The following is a 19476-nucleotide window of genomic DNA, read 5'->3' on the forward strand; positions in this document are numbered from 1 at the left end:
ACTAAAATCTTGCAATGCTGGACGACCGTGCCAAGTTGCTCCTGAAGACATTAGTGGAGCGTTACATCGCCGAAGGCCAACCGGTCGGGTCGCGGACTTTGTCACGCGCGCCTGGGCTGGACCTGTCGCCCGCCACCATCCGCAACGTCATGTCGGACCTCGAGGCGTTGGGGCTTATTGCCAGCCCGCACACCTCGGCAGGCCGCATACCCACAGCGCGCGGCTACCGGCTCTTCGTCGACACCATGCTCACCGCGCAGCGCGAGCAGATGAGCACCCCCAGCCTCGCGCCCGACCAGCCGCAAAAGGTGATTGCCAACGCGGCCAGCCTGCTGTCCAGCCTGTCGCAGTTTGTGGGTGTGGTCATGGCGCCGCGGCGCGCATCGGTGTTCAAGCAGATCGAGTTCCTGAAGCTTTCCGAGCGGCGGCTGCTGGTGATCATCGTTTCGCCGGACGGCGATGTGCAAAACCGGGTGATCTTTCCAGAGGCCGACTACACGCAGTCGCAACTGGTCGAGGCTTCCAACTACATCAATGCCCACTATGCGGGCCTGACCATCGAGCAGGTGCGCGACCGGCTCCAGTCAGAGGTCGAAAAGCTGCGCGGCGAGATTGCCGCGTTGATGCAGGCGGCCGTCAAGGTCAGCTCCGAAGTGCTCACCGAAGCGCAAGAAGACGACGTTGTGATCTCCGGTGAGCGCAACCTGCTCTCGGTGACCGATTTTTCGAGCGACATGGGGCAACTGCGCCGTGCGTTCGAACTGTTCGAGCAAAAGGCGCAGCTAATGCGGCTGCTCGACGTGTCGAGCAAGGCCGAGGGCGTGCGGATCTTTATCGGCGGTGAGAGCCAGGTGGTGCCCATCGAAGAGCTTTCCATCGTCAGCGCCAACTACGAAGTCGATGGGCAAGTCGTGGGCACCCTGGGCGTCATCGGCCCGACCCGCATGCCTTATGAACGAATGATCCAGATCGTCGACATAACCTCGCGCCTGGTCAGCAACGCGCTGAGCCACCGTAAGTAGGCCGCACGGCGAATAGAATCGGGGGCTCTCGTGGGCCGTTAGCTCAGTTGGTTAGAGCAGCGGACTCATAATCCGTTGGTCGATGGTTCAAGCCCATCACGGCCTACCACTTGCATTCATTTCCAAACTGGTCCGGCCAGGGCCAAAAATGGATGCTATAATCGATAGCTGTGCGGCTGTAGCTCAGTTGGATAGAGTACTTGGCTACGAACCAAGGGGTCGTGGGTTCAATTCCTGCCAGCCGCACCACTCTCTTAAAGGGTTAGGACATCAACGTGTCCTAACCCTTTTTCTTTTGCCGATCAGCATGCCAAAGAGGGGCCTGCAGGCAACGTGGTCACATCGATCGGCTCCCTGCCAATGCTGGTGGCAAACCAGCGAAAGGTGTTCGTCCGGTTGCCGCTGCGGCCCGTGGTCCGCACAAACAGATAACCCGAAATTGCGTTGCCCAGCCCATCGACTGGAATGCCGGCGGCCCGAAGCGCCGCGACTTCTGCGCTGGGGCTTATATCGAAGGGCAACTGCAACGTAATCGTCGCGTTGTGAATGACCTGAGTGACCATTGCTTCCCGTCAGAGTCAGTGGAGTTGCGAGCTTCCTCTCGCCCAACTCATCCGTAACTAGGCGAAGGAATGAAAAACGTGACTTTTTTCACGCCAAGTGAAAAATGTTAACGTTTTACTGTCTTCGTAACAAATAGCACAGACGGGATATGCCGAACCTTGGCTCACAGGAAACGGCATAGAGTGAATCATGAGTACCTGCGCAAAAACGCTCGCATTTCCATTCGTTTTCTCGCTTTTTTTGGCTGCGAGTCCCGCAGTCTGGGCCGGAAAGATCACATGCGTTCCCAGCGCAAACAATGCCGCCGGATCGCCTTTCAACCCGATTCGCAGGATTTCAATTGACGAGCATTCGCGCACCGTCAACATGGACGTTGTTCGCTCCAGAACAAAAGACACCGAGACCATGGGCAAGATGCGGGCGGACCTGGTGCACATGGAAGAAAGCCAGTCCGGGGAGCCGGTCTATGTCTTCAATTCGATTCCAACGGTCGGCGTGGAAGCGACCAGCCTGTTCAGATTGTTCAAGACCACCGAATGGCATCTGGTGAGCGCCAGCGTGGTTTATGTAAGCAAGGTGCCTGCGCTGCGAACAGTGGAGCAAGGTGTCGTCTTCGACTGCAAGCGCTCGGACATGGGGTGAGGGTGAGGGTGAGGGTGAGGGGTGGGGCAATCGGGGCACAATATCCGTCCGCCGCACTTTCATCATGAGGGCCTGCAACGAAAGTTGTGGGCCTTTTTAAATTCGGAGGTTTTGCGTTGAGCAAAGCATTCACCAAGGAAACAGACGCCGACGAGGACGAAGACGGCGGCGAAAGCGCCGGCCCCGCGTTGCCGAGCGGAAGCAAAAACTACATGACGCCAGCCGGGTACGCCCGGCTGCGCGACGAATTGCTGCAATTGATGGACGAGGAGCGCCCCAAGGTCGTCGAGGCGGTGCATTGGGCGGCCAAGAACGGCGACCGCTCGGAAAATGGCGATTACCTCTACGGCAAAAAACGCCTGCGAGAAATCGACCGGCGCATCCGCTTTCTTACCAAGCGGCTCGAGATTGCAGAGGTGACCGACCCCTCGGTGCACCACGGCAGCGATCAGGTTTTCTTTGGCGCAACGGTGCGCTATGCCGATGAAACGGGCGAGGAGCGCAGCGTCACCATCCTGGGCATCGACGAGGCGGACAGCGCCCAGTCGCAGGTCAGCTGGATCTCGCCAATTGCACGGGCCTTGCTCAAGTCGCGCGAAGGCGACGTGGTGAAGCTCGTGACGCCGGGCGGCACGCACGAGGTCGAGCTGTTGTCCGTGAGTTATCCCGCTCCGGGTTCAGGCGGCGCGGCGTAGCACCGCCGCCCGCAGAGCAGCAATTCAGGGCGCGGGCACCGTTCGCGCCGCCGTCAGCACGGAGGCAGTTCGCCGCGCGGCTCGCAATACGGCGTCCAGATGGCTTCTGTCGCGCACGGCAATCACAAAGCGAAGGTCGGTTGAATCTTGCGGCGTTTCGTCGGCCATTTCGACGTGCGTGATGTCGGCCTCGGCATCTGCCAATGTTGCGGCCACTCGGGCGAGCACGCCCTTGTCGTTGCGCACGGTAATTACCACGCCGGTTTCGAAAGCGCGGGTGGGCTCATCCGCCCATTCGACTGCAAAAAAGCGCTCGCTGTCTTTGTGCCGCAAACGTTGACCAACGCCGCAGCTTTCGGTGTGCACCACCAGGCCTTCGCCGTGCCCCAGGTAGCCGACGATTTCGTCGCCCGGAATCGGTCGGCAGCACAGCGCAAAGCGAACGGAAGAGTTTTCGCTGCCGTCCAGTGTCACGGCGCCCTGCGAAATGGTTTCGTGCGAGATGAAGCGTTCGCGGCTCAGCAGCAGCGCATCTGGCCGTTCGCCCAGTTCGGAGAGCATGGCCACGAGCCGCTTGGCGACGATGCTGGCAATTCGCTTGCCCAGGCCGATGTCGGTCAGAAGCTCGGCGCGGGTGCGGTTGCCGGTAAAGCGCAGCAGCTTCTCCCACAGCGCCTGGTGCTCGGCGTCGTCTGCCGGCAGCTTGCTCAGGCCTTCGGCGCGCAGCGCTTGCGCCAGCAGTTTTTCGCCGAGCCCTTCGGATTCGGCATGCGCCAGCGTCTTCAGGTAGTGGCGAATCTTGGAGCGCGCGCGGCCCGTTCGCACAAAGCCGAGCCAGGCCGGATTGGGCGTTGATACGGGCGCGGTAATTACCTCGACCACGTCGCCGTTCTTGAGCTCCGTGCGCAGCGGCACCTGGTCGCCGTTGATGCGCGCGGCAGAGGTGTGATCGCCGATGTTGCTGTGAATGGCATAGGCAAAGTCGACCACCGTGGCACCGCGCGGCAGCGCCAAGATTTGGCTCTTGGGCGTGAACACGTACACCGCATCGGGAAACAGGTCGACCTTGACGTGGTCCCAGAACTCCGCCGCGTCGCGGGTTTCGTCCTGGATGTCGAGCAGCGACTGCAGCCACTTGGTGCCCAGCCGGTCGTTGCTTGCCGCATTGGGCTCGGCGGCCTTGTACAGCCAGTGCGCTGCCACGCCCGATTCGGCCACCACGTGCATGGCCTCGGTGCGCAGCTGAAACTCCACGTTCACGCCCGCCGGGCCCACCAGCGTGGTGTGCAGCGACTGGTAGCCGTTGAGCTTGGCGATGGCGATGTGGTCCTTGAACTTGCCGGGCAGCGGCTTGTACATCTGGTGCAGGATGCCCAGGCCCGTGTAGCAGGCGATCACGTTCGGCACGATCAGCCGAAAACCGTAGATGTCGGTCACCTGGGCAAAGCTCAGGTGCTTTTCTTCCATCTTGCGGTAGATGGAATAAAGCGTTTTTTCTCGGCCCGCAATCCGCAGCGTCATGCCGGCGGCCGAGAAGGCGGACTCGACCTCTTTCTGCACCTTCTGAATCAGGTCGCGCCGGCGGCCGCGTGCCTTGGCCACGGCCTTCGACAACGTGGCGTAGCGCCAGGGCTTCATGTGGCGGAACGACAGCTCTTGCAGTTCGCGATACGTCTGGTTCAGGCCCAGCCGGTGCGCAATTGGCGCGTAGATCTCGAGCGTTTCGCGCGAAATGCGGGCCCATTTTTCGCGCGGCGCATCGTCCAGCGTGCGCATGTTGTGCGTGCGGTCGGCCAGCTTCACCAGAATGACGCGCACGTCGCGCGCCATGGCCAGCAGCATCTTGCGGAACGATTCGGCCTGGTTTTCTTCGCGGGTGTTGAACTGCAGCTTGTCCAGCTTGGTGAGCCCGTCGACCAACTCAGCCACTGGCGCGCCAAAGCGTTCGATCAGCTCTGGCTTGGTTACGCCGCAATCTTCAATCGCGTCGTGGAGCAGGGCGGCCATGAGGGCCTGTGCGTCGAGCTTCCATTCGGCGCATTGCGCAGCCACGGCAATCGGGTGCGTAATGTACGGCTCGCCGCTGTTGCGCAGCTGGCCCAGGTGGGCCTCGTCGGCAAAGCGGTAGGCGCGGCGGACCAGCTCGGTGTCTTCGGGGCTCAGGTAATCGAGCCTGGCCGTCAGCGCGGCAAAGCTTGCGGCGGCTGCATTCAGCGCCGCCGGGCTCGGCTTTGGCGTGCCCGATGGGGCATGGGACTGATGTTTGGCAACCGCACTCATGGCTACCACTTTAGCGTGAGCGCTGTAGGGACGCGTCCAGACGTAAAAAAAGCACCGCTTTGCGGTGCCTTTTCGTTGCAGGGCTGCGTCAGATCAGCCCGGCACCTTCTTGAGCATTTCGATGCCGATCTTGCCTTCGGCGATTTCGCGCAGGGCGGTAACGGCGGGCTTGTTCTTGCTCTCGATCTTGGGCGCGTGGCCCTGGCTCAGCATGCGCGCACGGTACGTGGCGGCCAGAACCAGCTGGAAACGGTTGGGGATCTGAAGCAGACAATCTTCGACGGTGATGCGGGCCATGATCAGAATCTTTCGGTCGGTGAGCGGGAAAATCAGGGGATGTTCAGTGCGGCGAATGTGTCGGCACGTGCGCGGCGCTGTGCAGAGTACCGAAGCCGCTGAGCGTGGACGATCGCCTTGAGATCGAAAAGCGCGCGCTCAAATAACTCGTTGATTATAACGAAGTCGAATTCCCCCGCCCGGGCCATCTCTTCGGCGGCATTCTTGAGCCGCAGCTCGATCACGGCGGCGCTGTCTTCGCCGCGCCTCTCCAGCCGGGAGCGCAGTTCTTCCCAGCTTGGCGGGAGGATAAAAATCATGACCGCGTTAGCAAAGGTCTTGCGGATCTGGATCGCGCCCTGAAAGTCGATCTCCAGAATCACGTCCGCCCCCTGGGCGATGCGCTCTTCAATGGCCTTTTTGGAGGTGCCGTACCGGTGCCCGTGCACATGGGCCCATTCCACAAAGCCGTCTCCGGCAATCATGGCGTCGAACTCGGAAGGCGACGTAAAAAAGTACTCCCGGCCGTGCTTTTCTTGCCCGCGCGGTGGCCGCGTGGTGTGCGAAACCGAGGGCTGAACGGCCGTGTCCAGCTCCATGAGCGCTTTGACCAGGCTCGATTTGCCGGCACCGCTGGGTGCCGCCACCACAAAAATGTTGCCCGGATAGTCCATTCGCTCGCTCATTCGATGTTTTGTACCTGTTCGCGCATCTGCTCGATCAGCACCTTCATGTCCACGCCAATGCGGGTGAGCTCCAGCGCAGCCGACTTGGAGCCCAGTGTATTGGCCTCGCGGTGCAGCTCCTGGATCAAAAAGTCCAGCCGCTTGCCGATTTCGCCGCCCTTCTTCAGCAGCCGCTCGATCTCGTCCAAATGCGAATTAAGGCGCGTGAGCTCTTCCGCCACGTCGATGCGAATGGCAAAAGCCGTTGCTTCGTTCATCGCCCGGTCTTGCGCCGCCTCGGGCAGGGTGCCGCCCGTCAGGCCCATGGCCTCTTGCCAGCGCTCCAGAAAGCGTGCGCGCTGCTGCTCGACCAGTTGCGGAATCAGCGGGCCGGCCTGTTCGACCAGCGTACGCAGCTGGGCCAGGTGGGCTTCGAGCATTTTGGCGAGCCGCGCGCCTTCGCGCTGGCGGGCGGACATCAGCGCGTCCAGCGCCTTGCCGGCCACTTCGAGCAGGTCGCTGCCCCAGTCGCCGCGGCTGGTGCCGTCTCCGCCGGCCAGCCGCAATACGTCGGCCACGCTCAGTTCGCGGGCGCCCGGCAGCCAGGCCTTGATGCCGTCTTGCACGCCGTTCAGCCGCTGCAGCAGCTTGACCGAGGGCTCGGCAATGCCGCCCTGGGCCGTGTTTTCGATGGCGGCCCGCACTTCGACCTTGCCGCGCTTCAGCTTGCCCGTAAGCAGCTCGCGCAGCGCGGTTTCATGCTGGCGCAGTTCCTCCGGCAATTTGAAGGTGAGGTCGAGAAAGCGGCTGTTGACCGAGCGTATTTCAACCCCGAGTCGGCCTGCGGCGGTAGGCCGTGCTTCGGCTTCGGAGTGGCTGCCAACGGCGCCGTTCTGGCCACTGGCATAGCCGGTCATGCTGTAAACTGGCATTGCGCCTCACTGTGGTTTTTGCTGTATGCACCGAGGCGTCGGCATGGCGTTCGCTTGCCGCACCATCGCCTTCGGGCGAAACTCCCGGATTATGTCAAAGGTCAAGCCTTCGCCCCTGCTGCCCGATACGGTCATTGGCGGTTACCGCATCGTTCGCCGGCTTTCTGCAGGCGGGTTTGGCGTCGTCTATCTCGCCATCGACCCCAGCGGACAGCAGGTTGCCATCAAGGAATACCTGCCTTCCTCGCTGGCAACCCGCGGCCCCGGCGAGCTCACGCCCGAGGTTGCGCCCGAAAAGCTCTCTCTTTACCGGCTCGGCCTGAAGAGCTTTTTCGAAGAAGGGCGCTCCCTCGCGCAAATCTCGCATGCCTCGGTGGTCAGCGTTCTCAATTTTTTCAGAGAGAACGAAACCGTCTACATGGTCATGAACTACCTGGAGGGTGCCACCCTGCAGGACTTTGTGGTGACCGCGCGCGACCTGAAGCGGCCCAAGGTGTTCCGCGAATCGACCATCCGGTCGCTCTTCGACGAAATTCTGCGCGGGCTTCGCATCGTGCACCAGTACAAGATGCTCCACCTGGACATCAAGCCCGCCAACATCTTTGTTACCGACGAAGACCGCGCCGTGCTCATCGACTTTGGTGCCGCACGCGAGGTGCTCAGCAAAGAGGGCATCTTCATCCGCCCCATGTACACCCCCGGCTTTGCCGCCCCCGAGATGTACCGGCGCGATTCGTCCATGGGCCCCTGGACCGACATCTACGCCATTGGCGCCTGTATCTACGCCTGCATGCAGGGCTACCCGCCCAACGACGCGCCCCGCCGCATCGAGAAAGACCGCCTCAGCCTGTCGCTGTCGCGCCTGCGCGGCGTGTACTCCGACAACCTCATCGAAGTGGTTGAATGGTGCATGTCGCTCGACCCGCTCTCCCGCCCGCAGTCGGTCTTTGCCCTGCAAAAAGAACTCAGCCGCGAAGGCGAGCGGCGCTACACCAAGCTCACCGTTGGCGAGAAGGTGCGGCTTTCATTCGACAACATCCGCTCTTTCGACAAGAAGGCCCTGCCCAGGGCCGCGGCACCTACCACCCGTCCGGCATGAAATTCTCGGTTTTCCAGGTCAGCCGCAAGGGCGGGCGTCTCAAGAACGAAGACCGCATGGGCTATTGCTACACGCGGGAATCCGGCCTGTTTGTGCTGGCCGACGGCATGGGCGGCCACCCCGAAGGCGAGGTTGCGGCCCAGCTCGCATTGCAGACCATTGCCGCCCTTTACCAGCGCGAAGCCCGCCCCACCGTCAAGGACGTGAAGGCCTTCTTGGCTGAATCGGCCATGGCCGCGCACCAGCAGATCATGCGGTACGCCAGCAACAAGGCCATGCTCGACACCCCCCGCACCACCGTGGTGGCGGCCGTGCTCCAGGGCACCACGGCCACCTGGATGCATTGCGGCGACTCGCGCCTTTACGTGGTGCGCGACGGCCGCATGCTCACCCGCACGCGCGACCATTCGCATGCCGAGCGGCCCCGCCCCCAGGGCTCTGACATGCCCGTCAACCGCAACCTGCTGCTCACCTGCCTCGGCTCGCCCACCACGCCGCTGTTCGATATTTCTGCCCCGCTGCAACTGCAGCGCGGCGACCGCATCATGCTGTGCTCCGACGGCGTGTGGGGCGTGCTCGACGACGCCGTTATCGTGCACACCCTGTCTTCCGACAAGCCCGTGTCCGACGCCGCGCCAGACCTGGCCGAAATGGCGCTGCGCAAGGGCGGTGCCCACAGCGACAACGTCACGCTCATTGCGCTCGAATGGGAAATGGCCGATTCAAAGCGCGAAGACCGCGGCGTTTCTACCGAAACCATCGACGACGGCGTGTTTGCCTCCACCATCCAGGCCGGCATGCCCTCTGACGGCGAGATCGACGACATGGACGAAGACGCCATCGAGCGCTCCATCGCCGAAATCAACGAAGCCATTCGCCGCTCTGCTGCCAAGAAAAACTGATATTCGGGCTGCTTCGGTTTGCGGGGCTGCCTCCGCTTTTGTCTCTTACACATCTCTAAAAAAATGACTGCTTTCACACGAAGCGGCGGCCGTGCCGCCGACCAGCTGCGCCCCGTTCGCATGACCCGCGGCTTCACCATTCACGCTGAAGGCTCGGTCCTCATCGAATTCGGCCAGACCCGCGTGCTGTGCACCGCCTCCGTTGAAGAGCGCGTGCCCCCGCACAAAAAGGGCAGCGGCGAAGGCTGGGTTACCGCCGAATACGGCATGCTGCCCCGCGCTACCCACACCCGCAGCAGCCGCGAAGCCGCCAAGGGCAAGCAAACCGGCCGCACGCAAGAAATCCAGCGCCTTATCGGCCGCTCCATGCGCGCCGTGTTCGACCTGGCCGCCCTGGGCGAGCGCACCATTCACCTCGACTGCGACGTGCTCCAGGCCGACGGCGGCACCCGCACCGCCGCCATTACCGGCGCCTTTGTTGCCGCGCAAGACGCCGTCAACAAGCTGCTGGCGGCAGGCACCATTGCCACGTCGCCCATTCGCGGCCACGTGGCGGCCATTTCTGTCGGCATCGTCGGCGGCACGCCGCTGCTCGACCTGGAATACACCGAAGACTCCGCCTGCGACACCGACATGAACGTGGTGATGACCGGCGCCGGCCATTTTGTTGAAGTGCAGGGCACCGCCGAAGGCGCGGCCTTTTCGCGCGACGAGATGAACATCCTGCTCGGCCTGGCCGAAAAAGGCATTGGCGAACTCATCGTCATGCAGCAGCAGGCCTTGCTCGCCAATTAAGCAATGGCAGCAATGCAACTGGTCTTGGCATCGAACAACGCCGGCAAGCTGGCCGAGCTGCAGCAGCTGTTTGCAGAGTTGTCCGTCACGCTCGTGCCCCAATCGGCACTGGGCGTGGGCGAGGCCGAAGAGCCGTTTCGCACCTTTGTAGAAAACGCCTTGGCCAAGGCGCGCCATGCCAGCGCCGCCACCGGCCTGCCCGCCATTGCAGACGACGCCGGCCTGTGCGTCGATGCATTCGGCGGCCTGCCCGGGGTCGACACCGCGTTTTATGCCACCCAGTTCGGCTACGCCAAGGGCGACGCCAACAACGTAAAAGCCCTGCTCGAGCAACTGAACGGCGTGGCCAACCGCCGCGCCGCGCTGGTGAGCACGCTGGTTGCGCTGCGCGGCCACGACGACCCCGAACCCCTCATTGCCGTGGGCCGCGTCGTCGGCGAAATTACCCAGGCGCCCATTGGCGACAACGGCTTCGGGTTCGACCCCGTCATGTACCTGCCCGGCTTTGGCAAAACCTTTGCCCAACTGCCGCCCGAGGTAAAAAACGCCAACAGCCACCGCGGCCAGGCGGCAAAGGCCATGCTCGCCCTGATGCGCGAGCGCTGGTTCTGACCGAGTGGCTGACTGACTGACTGAACCCGATGGCCACCGTGTTTCCCATTCAGCCGGCGCAGGCCGCGGGCGCCCCGCAGGCCAACGACGTGCTGCACTGGATGCGCCCCGGCCCGCTGCAACTGGCCGCGCTGCCGCCCCTGTCGCTCTACATTCATTTGCCGTGGTGCCTGCGCAAGTGCCCCTATTGCGACTTCAACTCGCACGAGTGGCGCGCCACCAGCGAGGCAGAGGCTGAAGGCATTCCGGAGGCGGCGTACCTCGACGCGCTTATTGCCGACCTCGACGCCGCGCTGCCCCTTATCTGGGGCCGCACAGTCCACACCATTTTTATTGGCGGCGGAACGCCCAGCCTCTTTTCGCCCCAGGCCATAGACCGCCTGCTGGGCGACGTGCGCGCCCGCCTCAAGCTTGCGCCCGAGTGCGAAATTACCCTTGAGGCCAACCCCGGCACCTTCGAGCGCAACCGCTTTCGCGCCTACCGCAGCGCCGGCGTAACCCGCCTTTCAGTGGGCGTGCAAAGCTTTAACGACGAGCACCTGAAAGCGCTTGGCCGCGTGCACGACCGCGCCCAGGCCATTGCCGCCATGGAAGAGGCCGCCAGCGCGTTCGACACCTTCAACCTCGACCTGATGTACGCCCTGCCGGGCCAGACCATCGAGGGCCTGGACGCCGACCTGAGCCAGGCGCTGGCCCTCGCGCCGCCGCACATATCGGTGTACCACCTCACCATTGAGCCCAACACCTGGTTCGCCAAGTTTCCGCCTGCGTTGCCTGAAGACGATTTGGCCTACGCCATGCTCGACCGCATTACCGAGCGAACCGCCGCCAGCGGCATGGCGCGCTACGAGGTTTCTGCCTATGCGCGCAGCGGCCACACCTGCGCGCACAACCTCAACTACTGGCAGTTTGGCGACTACCTTGGCATTGGCGCCGGCGCCCACAGCAAGCTGAGCTTTGCGCACCGCATCGTGCGCCAGGTGCGTTACCGCGAGCCGCGCCTGTACATGCAAAACGCCAGCGCCGGCATGGCCGTGTCGCAAAGCGACGAGGTTGCGCTGGCCGACCTGCCGTTCGAGTTCATGCTCAACGCGCTGCGCCTGAAAGAAGGCTTTACGCTGCCCCAGTTCAGCGAGCGCACCGGCCTTGCCATGACCAGCATTCAAAAAGGCCTGGAAGAAGCCGAGCGCAAGGGCCTCATCGCCCGCGACCTGCACCGCGTGTGGCCCACCGAACGCGGGCTGGATTTTTTGAGCGACCTGCAGACGCTTTTCTTGCCCGACGATTGAAGGGCCAGCGTCAGCATAAAATCGACGGTTCCGGAGAGTTGGGTGAGTGGTTTAAACCAGCAGTCTTGAAAACTGCCGACGTGAAAGCGTCCGTGAGTTCGAATCTCACACTCTCCGCCAGAATCAATCTGAGCAAGTTTCCAAAAGTCCCGCGCAGTCCCTGCGACGGGACTTTTTCATTGGAGGAAGCGTCCGTTGCGACCATGAAGGTCCGTGGCCCGACCCCGAGACCTATACGACCTTCGTGCTGCTCGATGTTGCAGCCGGCTTGTGGCATCAGGAAGATGGTGCTGTTAAGTATGCCCACGCAAGAAAAAGCCCGCTGTTGCGGGCTCTGTGTGGGATCACGCAGTTGCGTCAATCGCCCGAAGCCACCCGGCCGACGAGCTTTTCAAATGCCCAACTGAGTACCCCACCGAGGATCGATTGAAGCATCCAGATGTACATCATCAAGGCGATGATGCGCGCGCGTAAATGGTCGCCGTTTGCGAGAGTGGCCTGATAGTCGGTAAGAGCATCCGCGTGTAGTGCTTCGAGAACTTCCTCGCGAAAGTCCTTCGGACAGAAGTGGCCAAGAAAATGACAAAAACCAAAACCTGGCGCGCGTGCAATCGCTATCTTTTTGGCGACTCTGCTCACGAAAACGAACGTCTTGCGAGGGGCCTCCTGTTTCTCATGACGAAGGTACCGCGGCCGCAACCCGTCCGAGATTTGATAGAGCAGGGGATCGTTCAGCGACACAAAACTACTGGAGCCCTTGTTCGTCTCGAAGGTCACGACGACCATGTTTTTCGTCACCTTGGAAGTGGCGCTTTTGGGCTTGAAGTGATCGCAAGCCCAATAGAGGGCATTGTGTTTTTTACGTTCTTCACTCACGCAAGTTCTCCTGCAAGTCCAGCGTGGTAGACCGCCATCGCAGCGCTCCATGCTTCGAAGGTTTTTCTGCCTGCGCCAGTGATCTTGTAGAGACGGCGCGGAATTGTTTGCGCGGGATCCTGCTCGCGGCGCGATTGCACGAATCCCTTCTTTTCCAGACGGCCGAGGGTCACATAAATCGTGCCCATCTTCAGTTCGTCGTTAGACGCCTTGACCATCTGCAGGCCATACAACTCCGAGCCGGCCGAGACCGCGAGTTGCTCGAGGATCAGAGCCTCTTTGTTCGTCAGGTTCATTGATTCATGCGGTTGGGTTGAAAAAAGAGACCGCACGCCGGTCGAAGACCCTGGCAGCCTGTGTGAAAGAACATTTCTTCCGCTTCCGAGATGCATGATATCTTACAAAAATAAGATGTCAACGAATCCGATGATATCTTGCGCACTAGGACTGCACCGCTTGAACTTCAAAGGGGGCCAGGGCGGCCTCGCGCGTCATTTCGAAGCTGGTCGAATAGCTCAAAGATAGTGAGCCCAGTGCATTCGCGATTACCTCCACTGCGTTCAACGTGGGATTCGTGCGTTGTCCGTGGCAAAGCGAAGGTTGATCGCTCGGCTGGGTATGGTAGTTGCCGCACTTGATGTGCCCGGCTGAGGTGTCATGTTTGCGAAAACGCTAGATGCAGCGTATCTTGATGCTCTGAGCGCTACATCTAGTGTGTAGAAGTTGCCAGCTTAGGCCAGCGAGGTGCACGATATGGACAAGGTTGCGATCGAGAAGGAAGCTCGTCGGCTCCAAACCGAGATATGGAGCCGCCGGAATGTGCACTATCCGCTCGGTGCCCCGGACATCCCCACGCTTTTTGATCCAAGGAACGTGGCAGACCACTGCGATCTCTATTTCGACGTGCGGGATAGGCTTGACACCGATTACCGTGGAGGCGGTGAGGCCGCCGGTCTCTGGCAGCGAGATCGCTCGACTATCCTCGTGTCGAGGAGGTTCTCCTTTGAGACTCAACGCTTCACTGCCGCGCATGAGATCGGGCATTTCATTCTCCATCCGGCGGTCGGGGATCGAACACTTCATCGTGAAATGCCTGTAGATGGGCCTCGCAGCAGCAGGCCGCCGCTTGAGCGGGAGGCCGACTATTTCTCGGCATGCCTGCTCATGCCTCGCAAAGCAGTAATGACTGCATTTGAAGCTCGGTTCACTAGGCAGCCGCTCGTGCTAACTGAAACCGTGGCGTACCACCTGAAGGCGGATGCCGGATCGCTGTTTTCACAGCCCAGAGGGTCGTTGCTGTTTGCCGAAGCCGTGGCTCGCGCCCAGCAATTTGATCGCCTCCGATTCGAATCGTTGGCGCGGCACTTCGGGGTCTCTGCGCGTGCGATGGCAATCCGGTTGGAAGAACTCGGTCTCGTCGCCCCTTACTTGTACGCATAGCGGCCAAGGTTGCCGCGGGAGAGTTGAGATGCATCCGAATGCCCGTGCTTTGGTCGCTGGAGTGGCTGTCCGGATCGTTGCCGGCGGTGGAAGCGTCGGAGCGGTTTACGACTACTCGCAGAGCAAATACATCCAGATTTCTGGCAGCGTAAACGCGGGCAGCGTGTCTGTCTACGATCACGATCGTGGATGCCACTTTTCTGGAGCTGGTGGCAGTCTCTATGACTATGGGCGGGGAGCATACGTTTCGCTGCAATTCAACGGTAACAGCTTTAGTGGCTACGATTACGGCGAGGGACACCACTTCAGCGGAACAATCAACGGTGGCTCAGCCTCTCTTTACGACTATGGCGAGGGAGGCTACTTCAATTTCTCCGCGTAATGGGCAGACATCATGATGGATCTGAATCTGCTGCTGCCCGGTGCCATTTAGAAGTTGGATCTTCATATATCGAGCCCTACAACCAATACGTACGGAAGCGCCGCGCGGTTATGTGGGGGACACTGGCAACCTGCTAAACGCTGAGGTTGCGCGCCTGGCATACCTCGCAGGCTTAGCGATTTCTTGAGTATTCGAGAACGCGGTCAGATGAGGCCACCGTGACATCGGTGGCGCGTCCGCAGTTGACTTCCGCCCCTCTCAAAAAGTCATCGTCTGTAGGCGCCAGCAGAGCACTCACAGTTCGTACTAGGTGATTGGAGTTACTTAAGCGGATTTAGCGCAAGCACTTCAACTGCACAGGCGTAGTGCGCGTGGTCAAGCGACTTCACTGCCGGGACAGCCTTCAATACGGCTCGAACGTAGCAATGGCCATCCGTATCGGGGATAGGCAGCTTTCTCCTAATTGCGAAACTCTTGTCGGTCACGAAGCGAGCGGGCCGCTTACCTTCCGAGACGATCAAAAGGAATGCCCACACATCGGGCCGGGCTTTCTTAATCTCAAGAAGACGACGTAAGTCGTCGTTTATCGCAGCATTCGAGGCGCTCCCTCTCTTTACTTCAAGCACACATTGGATTTTTTCTAACGGCTCATCCCCTTTTCTTAGCGGCCCACATACGCAGAGGTCAACACGAGATCTTTCGGTGAACTCGGTCTCCTGATCTGGAATCTCGAGTAGTTTTGAGTACTGAACCTCACAAACGAGCTTCAATCCTGTGGGTAGGTTTGCGAAGAGCAAGTTACATAGTTCGGCCACCATGGCTGACTCGCCAAGCGGATACTCGCGATACAGCGCACGGCGATGGCCCATCCAAAAGCACGTTCCGAGCAATGCTCTTCTGAGCCACCAGGGAGCATCTGTTTGCCGGACAACTTTGTCCATGGATCGGAATGTTTCTCTAGATTGGGTCATCGTCTCGTCAGTGCTCAAGTCTCAAGCGTCGATGGCTTCCAAGACGGGGCTCAAATATGCGGACCGAGTGCCCTCTAGCGATGCCGCGCGGCGAGTGCCGTTTCTAACCGCTTTATGCCTCCAGGTGTTTCTCGCCGTGCGCAGCCTCGGGATCGGCGGCAGCCAGGTGCTGTGCCTTTCCCGATCAGACGCATACGAAGCACTACGCGAAGGGGCAGCGCGGTCTCTGGCGGATTCAGCTTCTGCGAAAGTGCCCACCCGCAGACCTCGCCGGCTTGTTCAAAATCGCCTGATTCTTTCGCCGCAGCAGTCCCCCTTCAGATGTCGGCGCATTCGTAGCAACGATTCCCTCGAAAAGTACAGGCAACGTCGTCCCCAAGCTGTAGCAGAGGGTCGCCAGTGTCATCACCGAAGGATTGATGTGGCCTCCTTCGAGTTTGGATATCCGAGACCGCTCGACCTCCGCGTCGTAGGCCAAGGCCACTTGTGTCTTGCCAGCGGCAAGTCTCAGCTTCTTTAGGTTCCTCCCTAGCGCCAGCGTCACTTCATTCGGCAAGGTTCCAGCAGTAGGTGCTGTCGGGGGAGCGGCTCTTCGACTTGCATTTTTCATCGCTTTCGAGCGTGAAGAAATGTGCATCTCAGGGAAACGTCTTAAACGACACACTCGCAAAAATGTGTTCTTTAAGACATGCTTAAAGATCGCTGCCTGAGTTCGTTTGGGGAGCGATCTTGGAGGCCCTTTTGGAACTCATCACCCCCAAGTTGCGCCAGCTGTTGCTCGCCAACGGCAAGGCATCCCGCAGCAACCCTCGCTTCGACCCGCATCCGGTGGTCAAGTGGCTCAACCCTCGCGGCGCTGCCAGGTGGCTCATCACTGAACTGAACCCCGACGACGCAGACACAGCCTATGGCCTATGCGACCTTGGCATGGGCGCGCCCGCGCCGGGCCATGTGTCCGCGCGGGGGCTGATGTCGATCCGCCTGTTGGGCGGCACGCTGGGCATCGAGCGCGACCTGTACTGGAGGGCGAACAAGCCGTTGAGCGAATACGCGCGGTTGGCGCGGCGCGCCGGGCGCATCGTCGACTGACTGAGCTTTTGCGCCCGCCGTATGGGCGCCGCGCGGTCACTGGGCTTGCTCAAATCTTGAAGGGTGACAGCGGTCGGCATCGAGGCGTTTTTTCCCTGAGCGGATCTTTGTTCCCTTGCCTCTACCGGCGCCGGCCGCTGTCGGAAGGCAGTGTGCTTGCTGTCGGCGAAGCCAACGTGAAGTGCGTGCGAGAGTTCTGTGAAGCGATACCCGCCGTCTTGCCATGGGCCACTTCGGGTACGGCGCCTGTCCGCGCGGGCGGGGCTTTTCCACCGTCTTATCCACCGCAATGGTGGAGAACGCCCCCTCTGTGATGGGCGGTTTGACGCTTGTTGGGGTGCAAAGTTGTACACATTTGGTATTACATATCGGTCATAACTAACAGTGATCTCTCCCGCGGTGGGCAGGCCTGACGGTTTCAGGGCTGCTCGAACCGAATCTCCGCCACCGTGGGCGCGGTGGGCTCCCTGGTGTTGGCATTTGCAATGGCGCCGTCCTTCTCGTACTTGAACCAGTAGCGGCAGCCGGTTCGGGCAACCATGGTCACGCACATGGCGCCGTCGGGGTTCAAAAACCATTTGCCCGAGGCGCGGCCGGGGCCGCTTCGGTTAACAAAGTCGACGCGGCCGTCGGCATAAAACTGCCAGCGCGAGATCATGCCGCTCGCAAGATTGCTCGAGACAATGGGCTTGCCGATCAAGGTGGTCTCGATGTCGGCCTTGCTCAGGTACACGCGGTCGCGCGGCCCGGGGGGCTCGTCTGAAATGGCGGGCACGGCAGCAACGCAAACAAGCGTGCGAATGGCTAGGCGCGTGATGGACATGGCATGCCCCTTTTGCCGTTGCCGGCAACGTCATTTGTTATTGGCGGCGCGATGCAGCCAAAGGTACTCAATGGCGTTACAGCGCATTAACCAAAAAGAACTACTCATCGATGCCGCATGAGCGGCGCAGGCGGGCCTGAAAGGCGTGCTCTTTCCACAGGGCGGCTCGGCCAGGGCGGTGCGCATGGGCTGCATTGACACGACCTGTGCTCCGGTTGCACCTCGGTAAACGGCCGAAGTGCGTGGGGGGTGGCAATTTGCTGCTGCCCGGCACTGGGCACTGCAAATCGCGGAAAAGCACTATGGCGCCATACGCAACACCGCATGTATTGCCTTGTGTCGCAGGTATCGCCGTTGTAAATGCACAGGTGTAGGGGCTTTGCCACGCTCAATCGTTTCAGGCGTTGTCGAAAACCGTCAGCTTCGCTCAGGTTGGTTACCGGATATGTTCCGCCTGCCCGCACGCCAGTTTCGCTATGTGGAGCGCCAAACTTTCGGGGCCTGGGGTCGATTAAGCCCGCCGCCCGCGTCTTCACTGGGCGGTTCGAGGGCGTGCGGCCAGTGCATGCCGCATGAGGTCTTTCGTTGTCAACCCGGCCAGGCGCGTCCGCCCTGTAGGAGCTTTGCCCGACCAGACGAGCGGCGGCAATGTGAAGTTCGCACATCTTGTTGCGTACCGAAGCAGTGGTAAATCGCCTTTCGCCGTACCTTCTTATTGCACTGCAGCATTGCGGACGCACCGGCCTCACGGGTGGAGCGGCTCCGTTGGGTTGCAGGCAAGTTCCCTTTCATTCATGGATGTTGCGCCGCTTGCTTCGGCGCACGCCTTCGCATCAAAGAGGTGGGGTATGCGTGTGTCGAAACTGCCTTCATTGGTTTTCTTGCCCGGCGGCCAGCGCCGCCAATCGGGCGCCTTTGTTCCAAAACTGGCGGGCTATGTACTGCTGGCTTTTGTGCTGTGGCTGATGGTTGCCACGCTGATTCAGCCGCTGCTGTCTTCGCAGGCCACCCGCGCGGTGCTGCAGGCGCCGGTAACGTTGATCACGTCGCCCATCAACGGCGTGGTCACGCAAATGGTGGTGCATTCGCGTGACACGGTAGAGCCGGGTACGGTGGTGGCCACGGTGCGCAACCCGACGGTCAGCCAGGAAATTCTCACCACGCTGCGGTCGCAGCACCTGGCGCTGCAAAGCCAGTTGGCGCAGCTGGGCAACCAGTTCAAGGCCGACAACCAGGAGATGAAGTCCGTCGGGCAAGAGGCCAACGTTCACCGCCAAGCCTCGGTGGCGCAGGCCTGGGAGGCGTGGCAGGTTGCACGGCGCCAGCGCGATGCAGCGCACAGCATGGTCGAAGAGCAAGAAAACAAGGTCAAGACCAACCAGGCCCTGCTGGCCGAAGGCGCCATCAGCGAGCAGGTCATGAACGCCTCCGTGGCGCAGCTGAACACGGCGCGTGCCACTGCAGCGGTGGCAGAGCAAACCTTTGCCGGGCAAGCGCAAACGGTGGCAAGCGCAGGGCAGGGTGCCTTTGTGGGCACCAGCGGCAACAACCTGTTCCAGACGCTGGCCAGCCGCCGCGAGGCGCTGCGCAACAGCGTGGGCCGGGCGCAGCAAGACGGCGCGGCCATTCTTCAGCAGCTGAAGCAGGTCGCCCAGCTGGAGGACGAAGAGCGCCGCCGGGTCGAAAAGCTGTCTTCGTACGAAATCAAGGCTACCCAGCCGGGGCAGGTGCACTCGGTGCTTGCGCCTGAGGGTGCCTACGTAACGGCGGGCGCATCGCTGGTGCGCGTTACCGACTGCAGCCGGCTTGGCGTGGTGGCGGTGTTTCCGGCGCGGGTGGCCAAGCGGCTGGGCATCGGCTCGATGCTCGACGTGAAGATCGGCGAAAACTCCAAGGCAATGCCGGCGCGGGTAGAGCAGTTGCTGCCGGTGGCCTCAGAAGAGCTGCAAAGCACCTACAGCGTGCCGTTCCCGTATGCGGAGCAAGGCTCCATCTACGCCGTGGCGCGCATCGAAACCAAAGAGGCGCCAGCGGCCCCAGCCGATGGGGGCAGCAACATGTGCGCGCCCGGCAAGGTGGTTTCCGCCACCCTCCAAAGATCTTGAGCGCAGGCAGAAATGCA

At 61.2% G+C, this 19476-nt stretch carries 22 protein-coding genes and 3 tRNA genes; 15 read left to right on the top strand and 10 right to left on the bottom strand.

Features of this window, described 5'->3' with window-relative positions; genetic code table 11:
• Positions 1–14 precede the first annotated feature (14 nt).
• The 3 genes from hrcA to J2X67_RS06735 all read left to right on the top strand — a co-directional run bounded on the left by hrcA (position 15) and on the right by J2X67_RS06735 (position 1271).
• Positions 15–1022, top strand: a complete 1008-nt coding sequence (hrcA, locus tag J2X67_RS06725) for a heat-inducible transcriptional repressor HrcA (RefSeq protein WP_309951654.1) — start codon at positions 15–17, stop codon at positions 1020–1022.
• Between the two features lie 32 nt (positions 1023–1054).
• A tRNA-Ile gene (locus tag J2X67_RS06730) sits at positions 1055–1131 on the top strand.
• A gap of 63 nt (positions 1132–1194) precedes the next feature.
• Positions 1195–1271, top strand: a tRNA-Arg gene (locus tag J2X67_RS06735).
• 53 nt (positions 1272–1324) lie between these two features.
• Here the strand turns inward: J2X67_RS06735 and J2X67_RS06740 are convergent.
• Positions 1325–1585 carry a hypothetical protein gene (locus J2X67_RS06740; protein WP_309951655.1) on the bottom strand — a complete coding sequence of 87 codons (261 nt, stop codon included), beginning with the start codon at positions 1583–1585 and terminating at the stop codon, positions 1325–1327.
• Between the two features lie 190 nt (positions 1586–1775).
• On the opposite strand from J2X67_RS06740, the gene J2X67_RS06745 reads away from it, so the two are divergent.
• On the top strand, positions 1776–2228 hold the full coding sequence (locus tag J2X67_RS06745) for a hypothetical protein (RefSeq protein WP_309951656.1): 453 nt from the start codon (positions 1776–1778) through the stop codon (positions 2226–2228).
• 116 nt (positions 2229–2344) lie between these two features.
• Positions 2345–2923 (top strand): transcription elongation factor GreB, encoded by a 579-nt coding sequence (gene greB, locus J2X67_RS06750; RefSeq protein ID WP_309951657.1) that lies wholly within the window; start codon positions 2345–2347, stop codon positions 2921–2923.
• A 24-nt stretch (positions 2924–2947) separates the two neighbouring features.
• Here greB and J2X67_RS06755 read toward each other — a convergent pair whose 3' ends face one another.
• From J2X67_RS06755 to J2X67_RS06770, 4 genes are all read right to left on the bottom strand, one after another.
• Complete coding sequence (locus J2X67_RS06755; RefSeq protein ID WP_309951658.1) at positions 2948–5203, bottom strand: bifunctional (p)ppGpp synthetase/guanosine-3',5'-bis(diphosphate) 3'-pyrophosphohydrolase; 2256 nt, start codon at positions 5201–5203, stop codon at positions 2948–2950.
• 93 nt (positions 5204–5296) lie between these two features.
• Positions 5297–5500 carry a DNA-directed RNA polymerase subunit omega gene (rpoZ, locus tag J2X67_RS06760; RefSeq protein WP_021009011.1) on the bottom strand — a complete coding sequence of 68 codons (204 nt, stop codon included), beginning with the start codon at positions 5498–5500 and terminating at the stop codon, positions 5297–5299.
• Between the two features lie 32 nt (positions 5501–5532).
• Positions 5533–6153 (bottom strand): guanylate kinase, encoded by a 621-nt coding sequence (gene gmk, locus J2X67_RS06765; RefSeq protein ID WP_309951665.1) that lies wholly within the window; start codon positions 6151–6153, stop codon positions 5533–5535.
• A gap of 8 nt (positions 6154–6161) precedes the next feature.
• Positions 6162–7076 carry a YicC/YloC family endoribonuclease gene (locus J2X67_RS06770; RefSeq protein ID WP_309951667.1) on the bottom strand — a complete coding sequence of 305 codons (915 nt, stop codon included), beginning with the start codon at positions 7074–7076 and terminating at the stop codon, positions 6162–6164.
• A 91-nt stretch (positions 7077–7167) separates the two neighbouring features.
• Between J2X67_RS06770 and J2X67_RS06775 the strand changes: the two genes are divergently transcribed.
• The 6 genes from J2X67_RS06775 (at position 7168) to J2X67_RS06800 (ending at position 11893) form a co-directional block, all read left to right on the top strand.
• Positions 7168–8175 (top strand): serine/threonine-protein kinase, encoded by a 1008-nt coding sequence (locus tag J2X67_RS06775; RefSeq protein WP_126747017.1) that lies wholly within the window; start codon positions 7168–7170, stop codon positions 8173–8175.
• A complete protein-coding gene (locus J2X67_RS06780; protein ID WP_309951669.1) occupies positions 8172–9077 on the top strand; it encodes a serine/threonine-protein phosphatase in 906 nt (301 codons plus the stop codon). Before J2X67_RS06775 ends, J2X67_RS06780 begins: the two co-directional genes overlap by 4 nt.
• A gap of 63 nt (positions 9078–9140) precedes the next feature.
• Complete coding sequence (gene rph, locus J2X67_RS06785) at positions 9141–9872, top strand: ribonuclease PH (protein WP_309951671.1); 732 nt, start codon at positions 9141–9143, stop codon at positions 9870–9872.
• A gap of 12 nt (positions 9873–9884) precedes the next feature.
• Positions 9885–10484 (top strand): non-canonical purine NTP pyrophosphatase, encoded by a 600-nt coding sequence (locus tag J2X67_RS06790; RefSeq protein WP_309951672.1) that lies wholly within the window; start codon positions 9885–9887, stop codon positions 10482–10484.
• Between the two features lie 29 nt (positions 10485–10513).
• The gene (hemW, locus tag J2X67_RS06795; RefSeq protein ID WP_309951675.1) at positions 10514–11773 is read left to right on the top strand and encodes a radical SAM family heme chaperone HemW; all 1260 of its coding nucleotides are present in this window, start codon (positions 10514–10516) and stop codon (positions 11771–11773) included.
• 32 nt (positions 11774–11805) lie between these two features.
• Positions 11806–11893, top strand: a tRNA-Ser gene (locus tag J2X67_RS06800).
• A gap of 237 nt (positions 11894–12130) precedes the next feature.
• On the opposite strand, the gene J2X67_RS06805 is transcribed toward J2X67_RS06800, so the two are convergent.
• Positions 12131–12649 carry a hypothetical protein gene (locus J2X67_RS06805; protein ID WP_309951677.1) on the bottom strand — a complete coding sequence of 173 codons (519 nt, stop codon included), beginning with the start codon at positions 12647–12649 and terminating at the stop codon, positions 12131–12133.
• Entirely contained in the window at positions 12646–12945 is a 300-nt protein-coding gene (locus J2X67_RS06810) for a helix-turn-helix transcriptional regulator (protein ID WP_309951678.1), read from the bottom strand. Before J2X67_RS06810 ends, J2X67_RS06805 begins: the two co-directional genes overlap by 4 nt.
• 457 nt (positions 12946–13402) lie before the next feature.
• On the opposite strand from J2X67_RS06810, the gene J2X67_RS06815 reads away from it, so the two are divergent.
• Positions 13403–14089 carry an ImmA/IrrE family metallo-endopeptidase gene (locus J2X67_RS06815; RefSeq protein WP_309951680.1) on the top strand — a complete coding sequence of 229 codons (687 nt, stop codon included), beginning with the start codon at positions 13403–13405 and terminating at the stop codon, positions 14087–14089.
• Positions 14090–14117: 28 nt separating this feature from the next.
• Positions 14118–14471, top strand: coding sequence for a hypothetical protein (locus J2X67_RS06820; protein WP_309951681.1), 354 nt, complete (start codon positions 14118–14120; stop codon positions 14469–14471).
• A 320-nt stretch (positions 14472–14791) separates the two neighbouring features.
• Here the strand turns inward: J2X67_RS06820 and J2X67_RS06825 are convergent, their stop codons facing one another.
• Together J2X67_RS06825 and J2X67_RS06830 are read right to left on the bottom strand one after the other, a co-directional pair.
• On the bottom strand, positions 14792–15412 hold the full coding sequence (locus J2X67_RS06825) for a hypothetical protein (RefSeq protein WP_309951683.1): 621 nt from the start codon (positions 15410–15412) through the stop codon (positions 14792–14794).
• A 265-nt stretch (positions 15413–15677) separates the two neighbouring features.
• Entirely contained in the window at positions 15678–16079 is a 402-nt protein-coding gene (locus tag J2X67_RS06830; RefSeq protein WP_309951686.1) for a helix-turn-helix domain-containing protein, read from the bottom strand.
• A gap of 104 nt (positions 16080–16183) precedes the next feature.
• Here J2X67_RS06830 and J2X67_RS06835 point away from each other — a divergent pair, with 104 nt between their 5' ends.
• Positions 16184–16531 (top strand): DUF2958 domain-containing protein, encoded by a 348-nt coding sequence (locus J2X67_RS06835; RefSeq protein WP_309951689.1) that lies wholly within the window; start codon positions 16184–16186, stop codon positions 16529–16531.
• 418 nt (positions 16532–16949) lie between these two features.
• On the opposite strand, the gene J2X67_RS06840 is transcribed toward J2X67_RS06835, so the two are convergent.
• Positions 16950–17354, bottom strand: coding sequence for a hypothetical protein (locus tag J2X67_RS06840; protein ID WP_309951691.1), 405 nt, complete (start codon positions 17352–17354; stop codon positions 16950–16952).
• A gap of 848 nt (positions 17355–18202) precedes the next feature.
• On the opposite strand from J2X67_RS06840, the gene J2X67_RS06845 reads away from it, so the two are divergent.
• Positions 18203–19459, top strand: a complete 1257-nt coding sequence (locus J2X67_RS06845; protein WP_309951693.1) for an HlyD family efflux transporter periplasmic adaptor subunit — start codon at positions 18203–18205, stop codon at positions 19457–19459.
• The last annotated feature ends 17 nt before the right edge of the window (positions 19460–19476 follow it).

Source organism: Variovorax sp. 3319, assembly GCF_031456585.1.
GTDB classification, from domain to species: domain Bacteria; phylum Pseudomonadota; class Gammaproteobacteria; order Burkholderiales; family Burkholderiaceae_C; genus Variovorax; species Variovorax paradoxus_P.

What these genes read in the sequence shown, in the direction of transcription:
- J2X67_RS06820 (WP_309951681.1), top strand. Translation starts at nt 14,118, where the DNA reads ATGCATCCGAATGCCCGTGCTTTGGTCGCTGGAGTGGCTGTCCGGATC.
- rpoZ (WP_021009011.1), bottom strand. Translation starts at nt 5,500, where the DNA reads ATGGCCCGCATCACCGTCGAAGATTGTCTGCTTCAGATCCCCAACCGT.
- J2X67_RS06745 (WP_309951656.1), top strand. Translation starts at nt 1,776, where the DNA reads ATGAGTACCTGCGCAAAAACGCTCGCATTTCCATTCGTTTTCTCGCTT.
- J2X67_RS06825 (WP_309951683.1), bottom strand. Translation starts at nt 15,412, where the DNA reads ATGGACAAAGTTGTCCGGCAAACAGATGCTCCCTGGTGGCTCAGAAGA.
- J2X67_RS06845 (WP_309951693.1), top strand. Translation starts at nt 18,203, where the DNA reads ATGCGTGTGTCGAAACTGCCTTCATTGGTTTTCTTGCCCGGCGGCCAG.
- J2X67_RS06830 (WP_309951686.1), bottom strand. Translation starts at nt 16,079, where the DNA reads ATGCACATTTCTTCACGCTCGAAAGCGATGAAAAATGCAAGTCGAAGA.
- J2X67_RS06740 (WP_309951655.1), bottom strand. Translation starts at nt 1,585, where the DNA reads ATGGTCACTCAGGTCATTCACAACGCGACGATTACGTTGCAGTTGCCC.
- gmk (WP_309951665.1), bottom strand. Translation starts at nt 6,153, where the DNA reads ATGGACTATCCGGGCAACATTTTTGTGGTGGCGGCACCCAGCGGTGCC.
- J2X67_RS06770 (WP_309951667.1), bottom strand. Translation starts at nt 7,076, where the DNA reads ATGCCAGTTTACAGCATGACCGGCTATGCCAGTGGCCAGAACGGCGCC.
- hrcA (WP_309951654.1), top strand. Translation starts at nt 15, where the DNA reads ATGCTGGACGACCGTGCCAAGTTGCTCCTGAAGACATTAGTGGAGCGT.
- J2X67_RS06840 (WP_309951691.1), bottom strand. Translation starts at nt 17,354, where the DNA reads ATGTCCATCACGCGCCTAGCCATTCGCACGCTTGTTTGCGTTGCTGCC.
- J2X67_RS06755 (WP_309951658.1), bottom strand. Translation starts at nt 5,203, where the DNA reads ATGAGTGCGGTTGCCAAACATCAGTCCCATGCCCCATCGGGCACGCCA.
- hemW (WP_309951675.1), top strand. Translation starts at nt 10,514, where the DNA reads ATGGCCACCGTGTTTCCCATTCAGCCGGCGCAGGCCGCGGGCGCCCCG.
- J2X67_RS06810 (WP_309951678.1), bottom strand. Translation starts at nt 12,945, where the DNA reads ATGAACCTGACGAACAAAGAGGCTCTGATCCTCGAGCAACTCGCGGTC.
- rph (WP_309951671.1), top strand. Translation starts at nt 9,141, where the DNA reads ATGACTGCTTTCACACGAAGCGGCGGCCGTGCCGCCGACCAGCTGCGC.
- J2X67_RS06790 (WP_309951672.1), top strand. Translation starts at nt 9,885, where the DNA reads ATGCAACTGGTCTTGGCATCGAACAACGCCGGCAAGCTGGCCGAGCTG.
- J2X67_RS06780 (WP_309951669.1), top strand. Translation starts at nt 8,172, where the DNA reads ATGAAATTCTCGGTTTTCCAGGTCAGCCGCAAGGGCGGGCGTCTCAAG.
- J2X67_RS06775 (WP_126747017.1), top strand. Translation starts at nt 7,168, where the DNA reads ATGTCAAAGGTCAAGCCTTCGCCCCTGCTGCCCGATACGGTCATTGGC.
- J2X67_RS06815 (WP_309951680.1), top strand. Translation starts at nt 13,403, where the DNA reads ATGGACAAGGTTGCGATCGAGAAGGAAGCTCGTCGGCTCCAAACCGAG.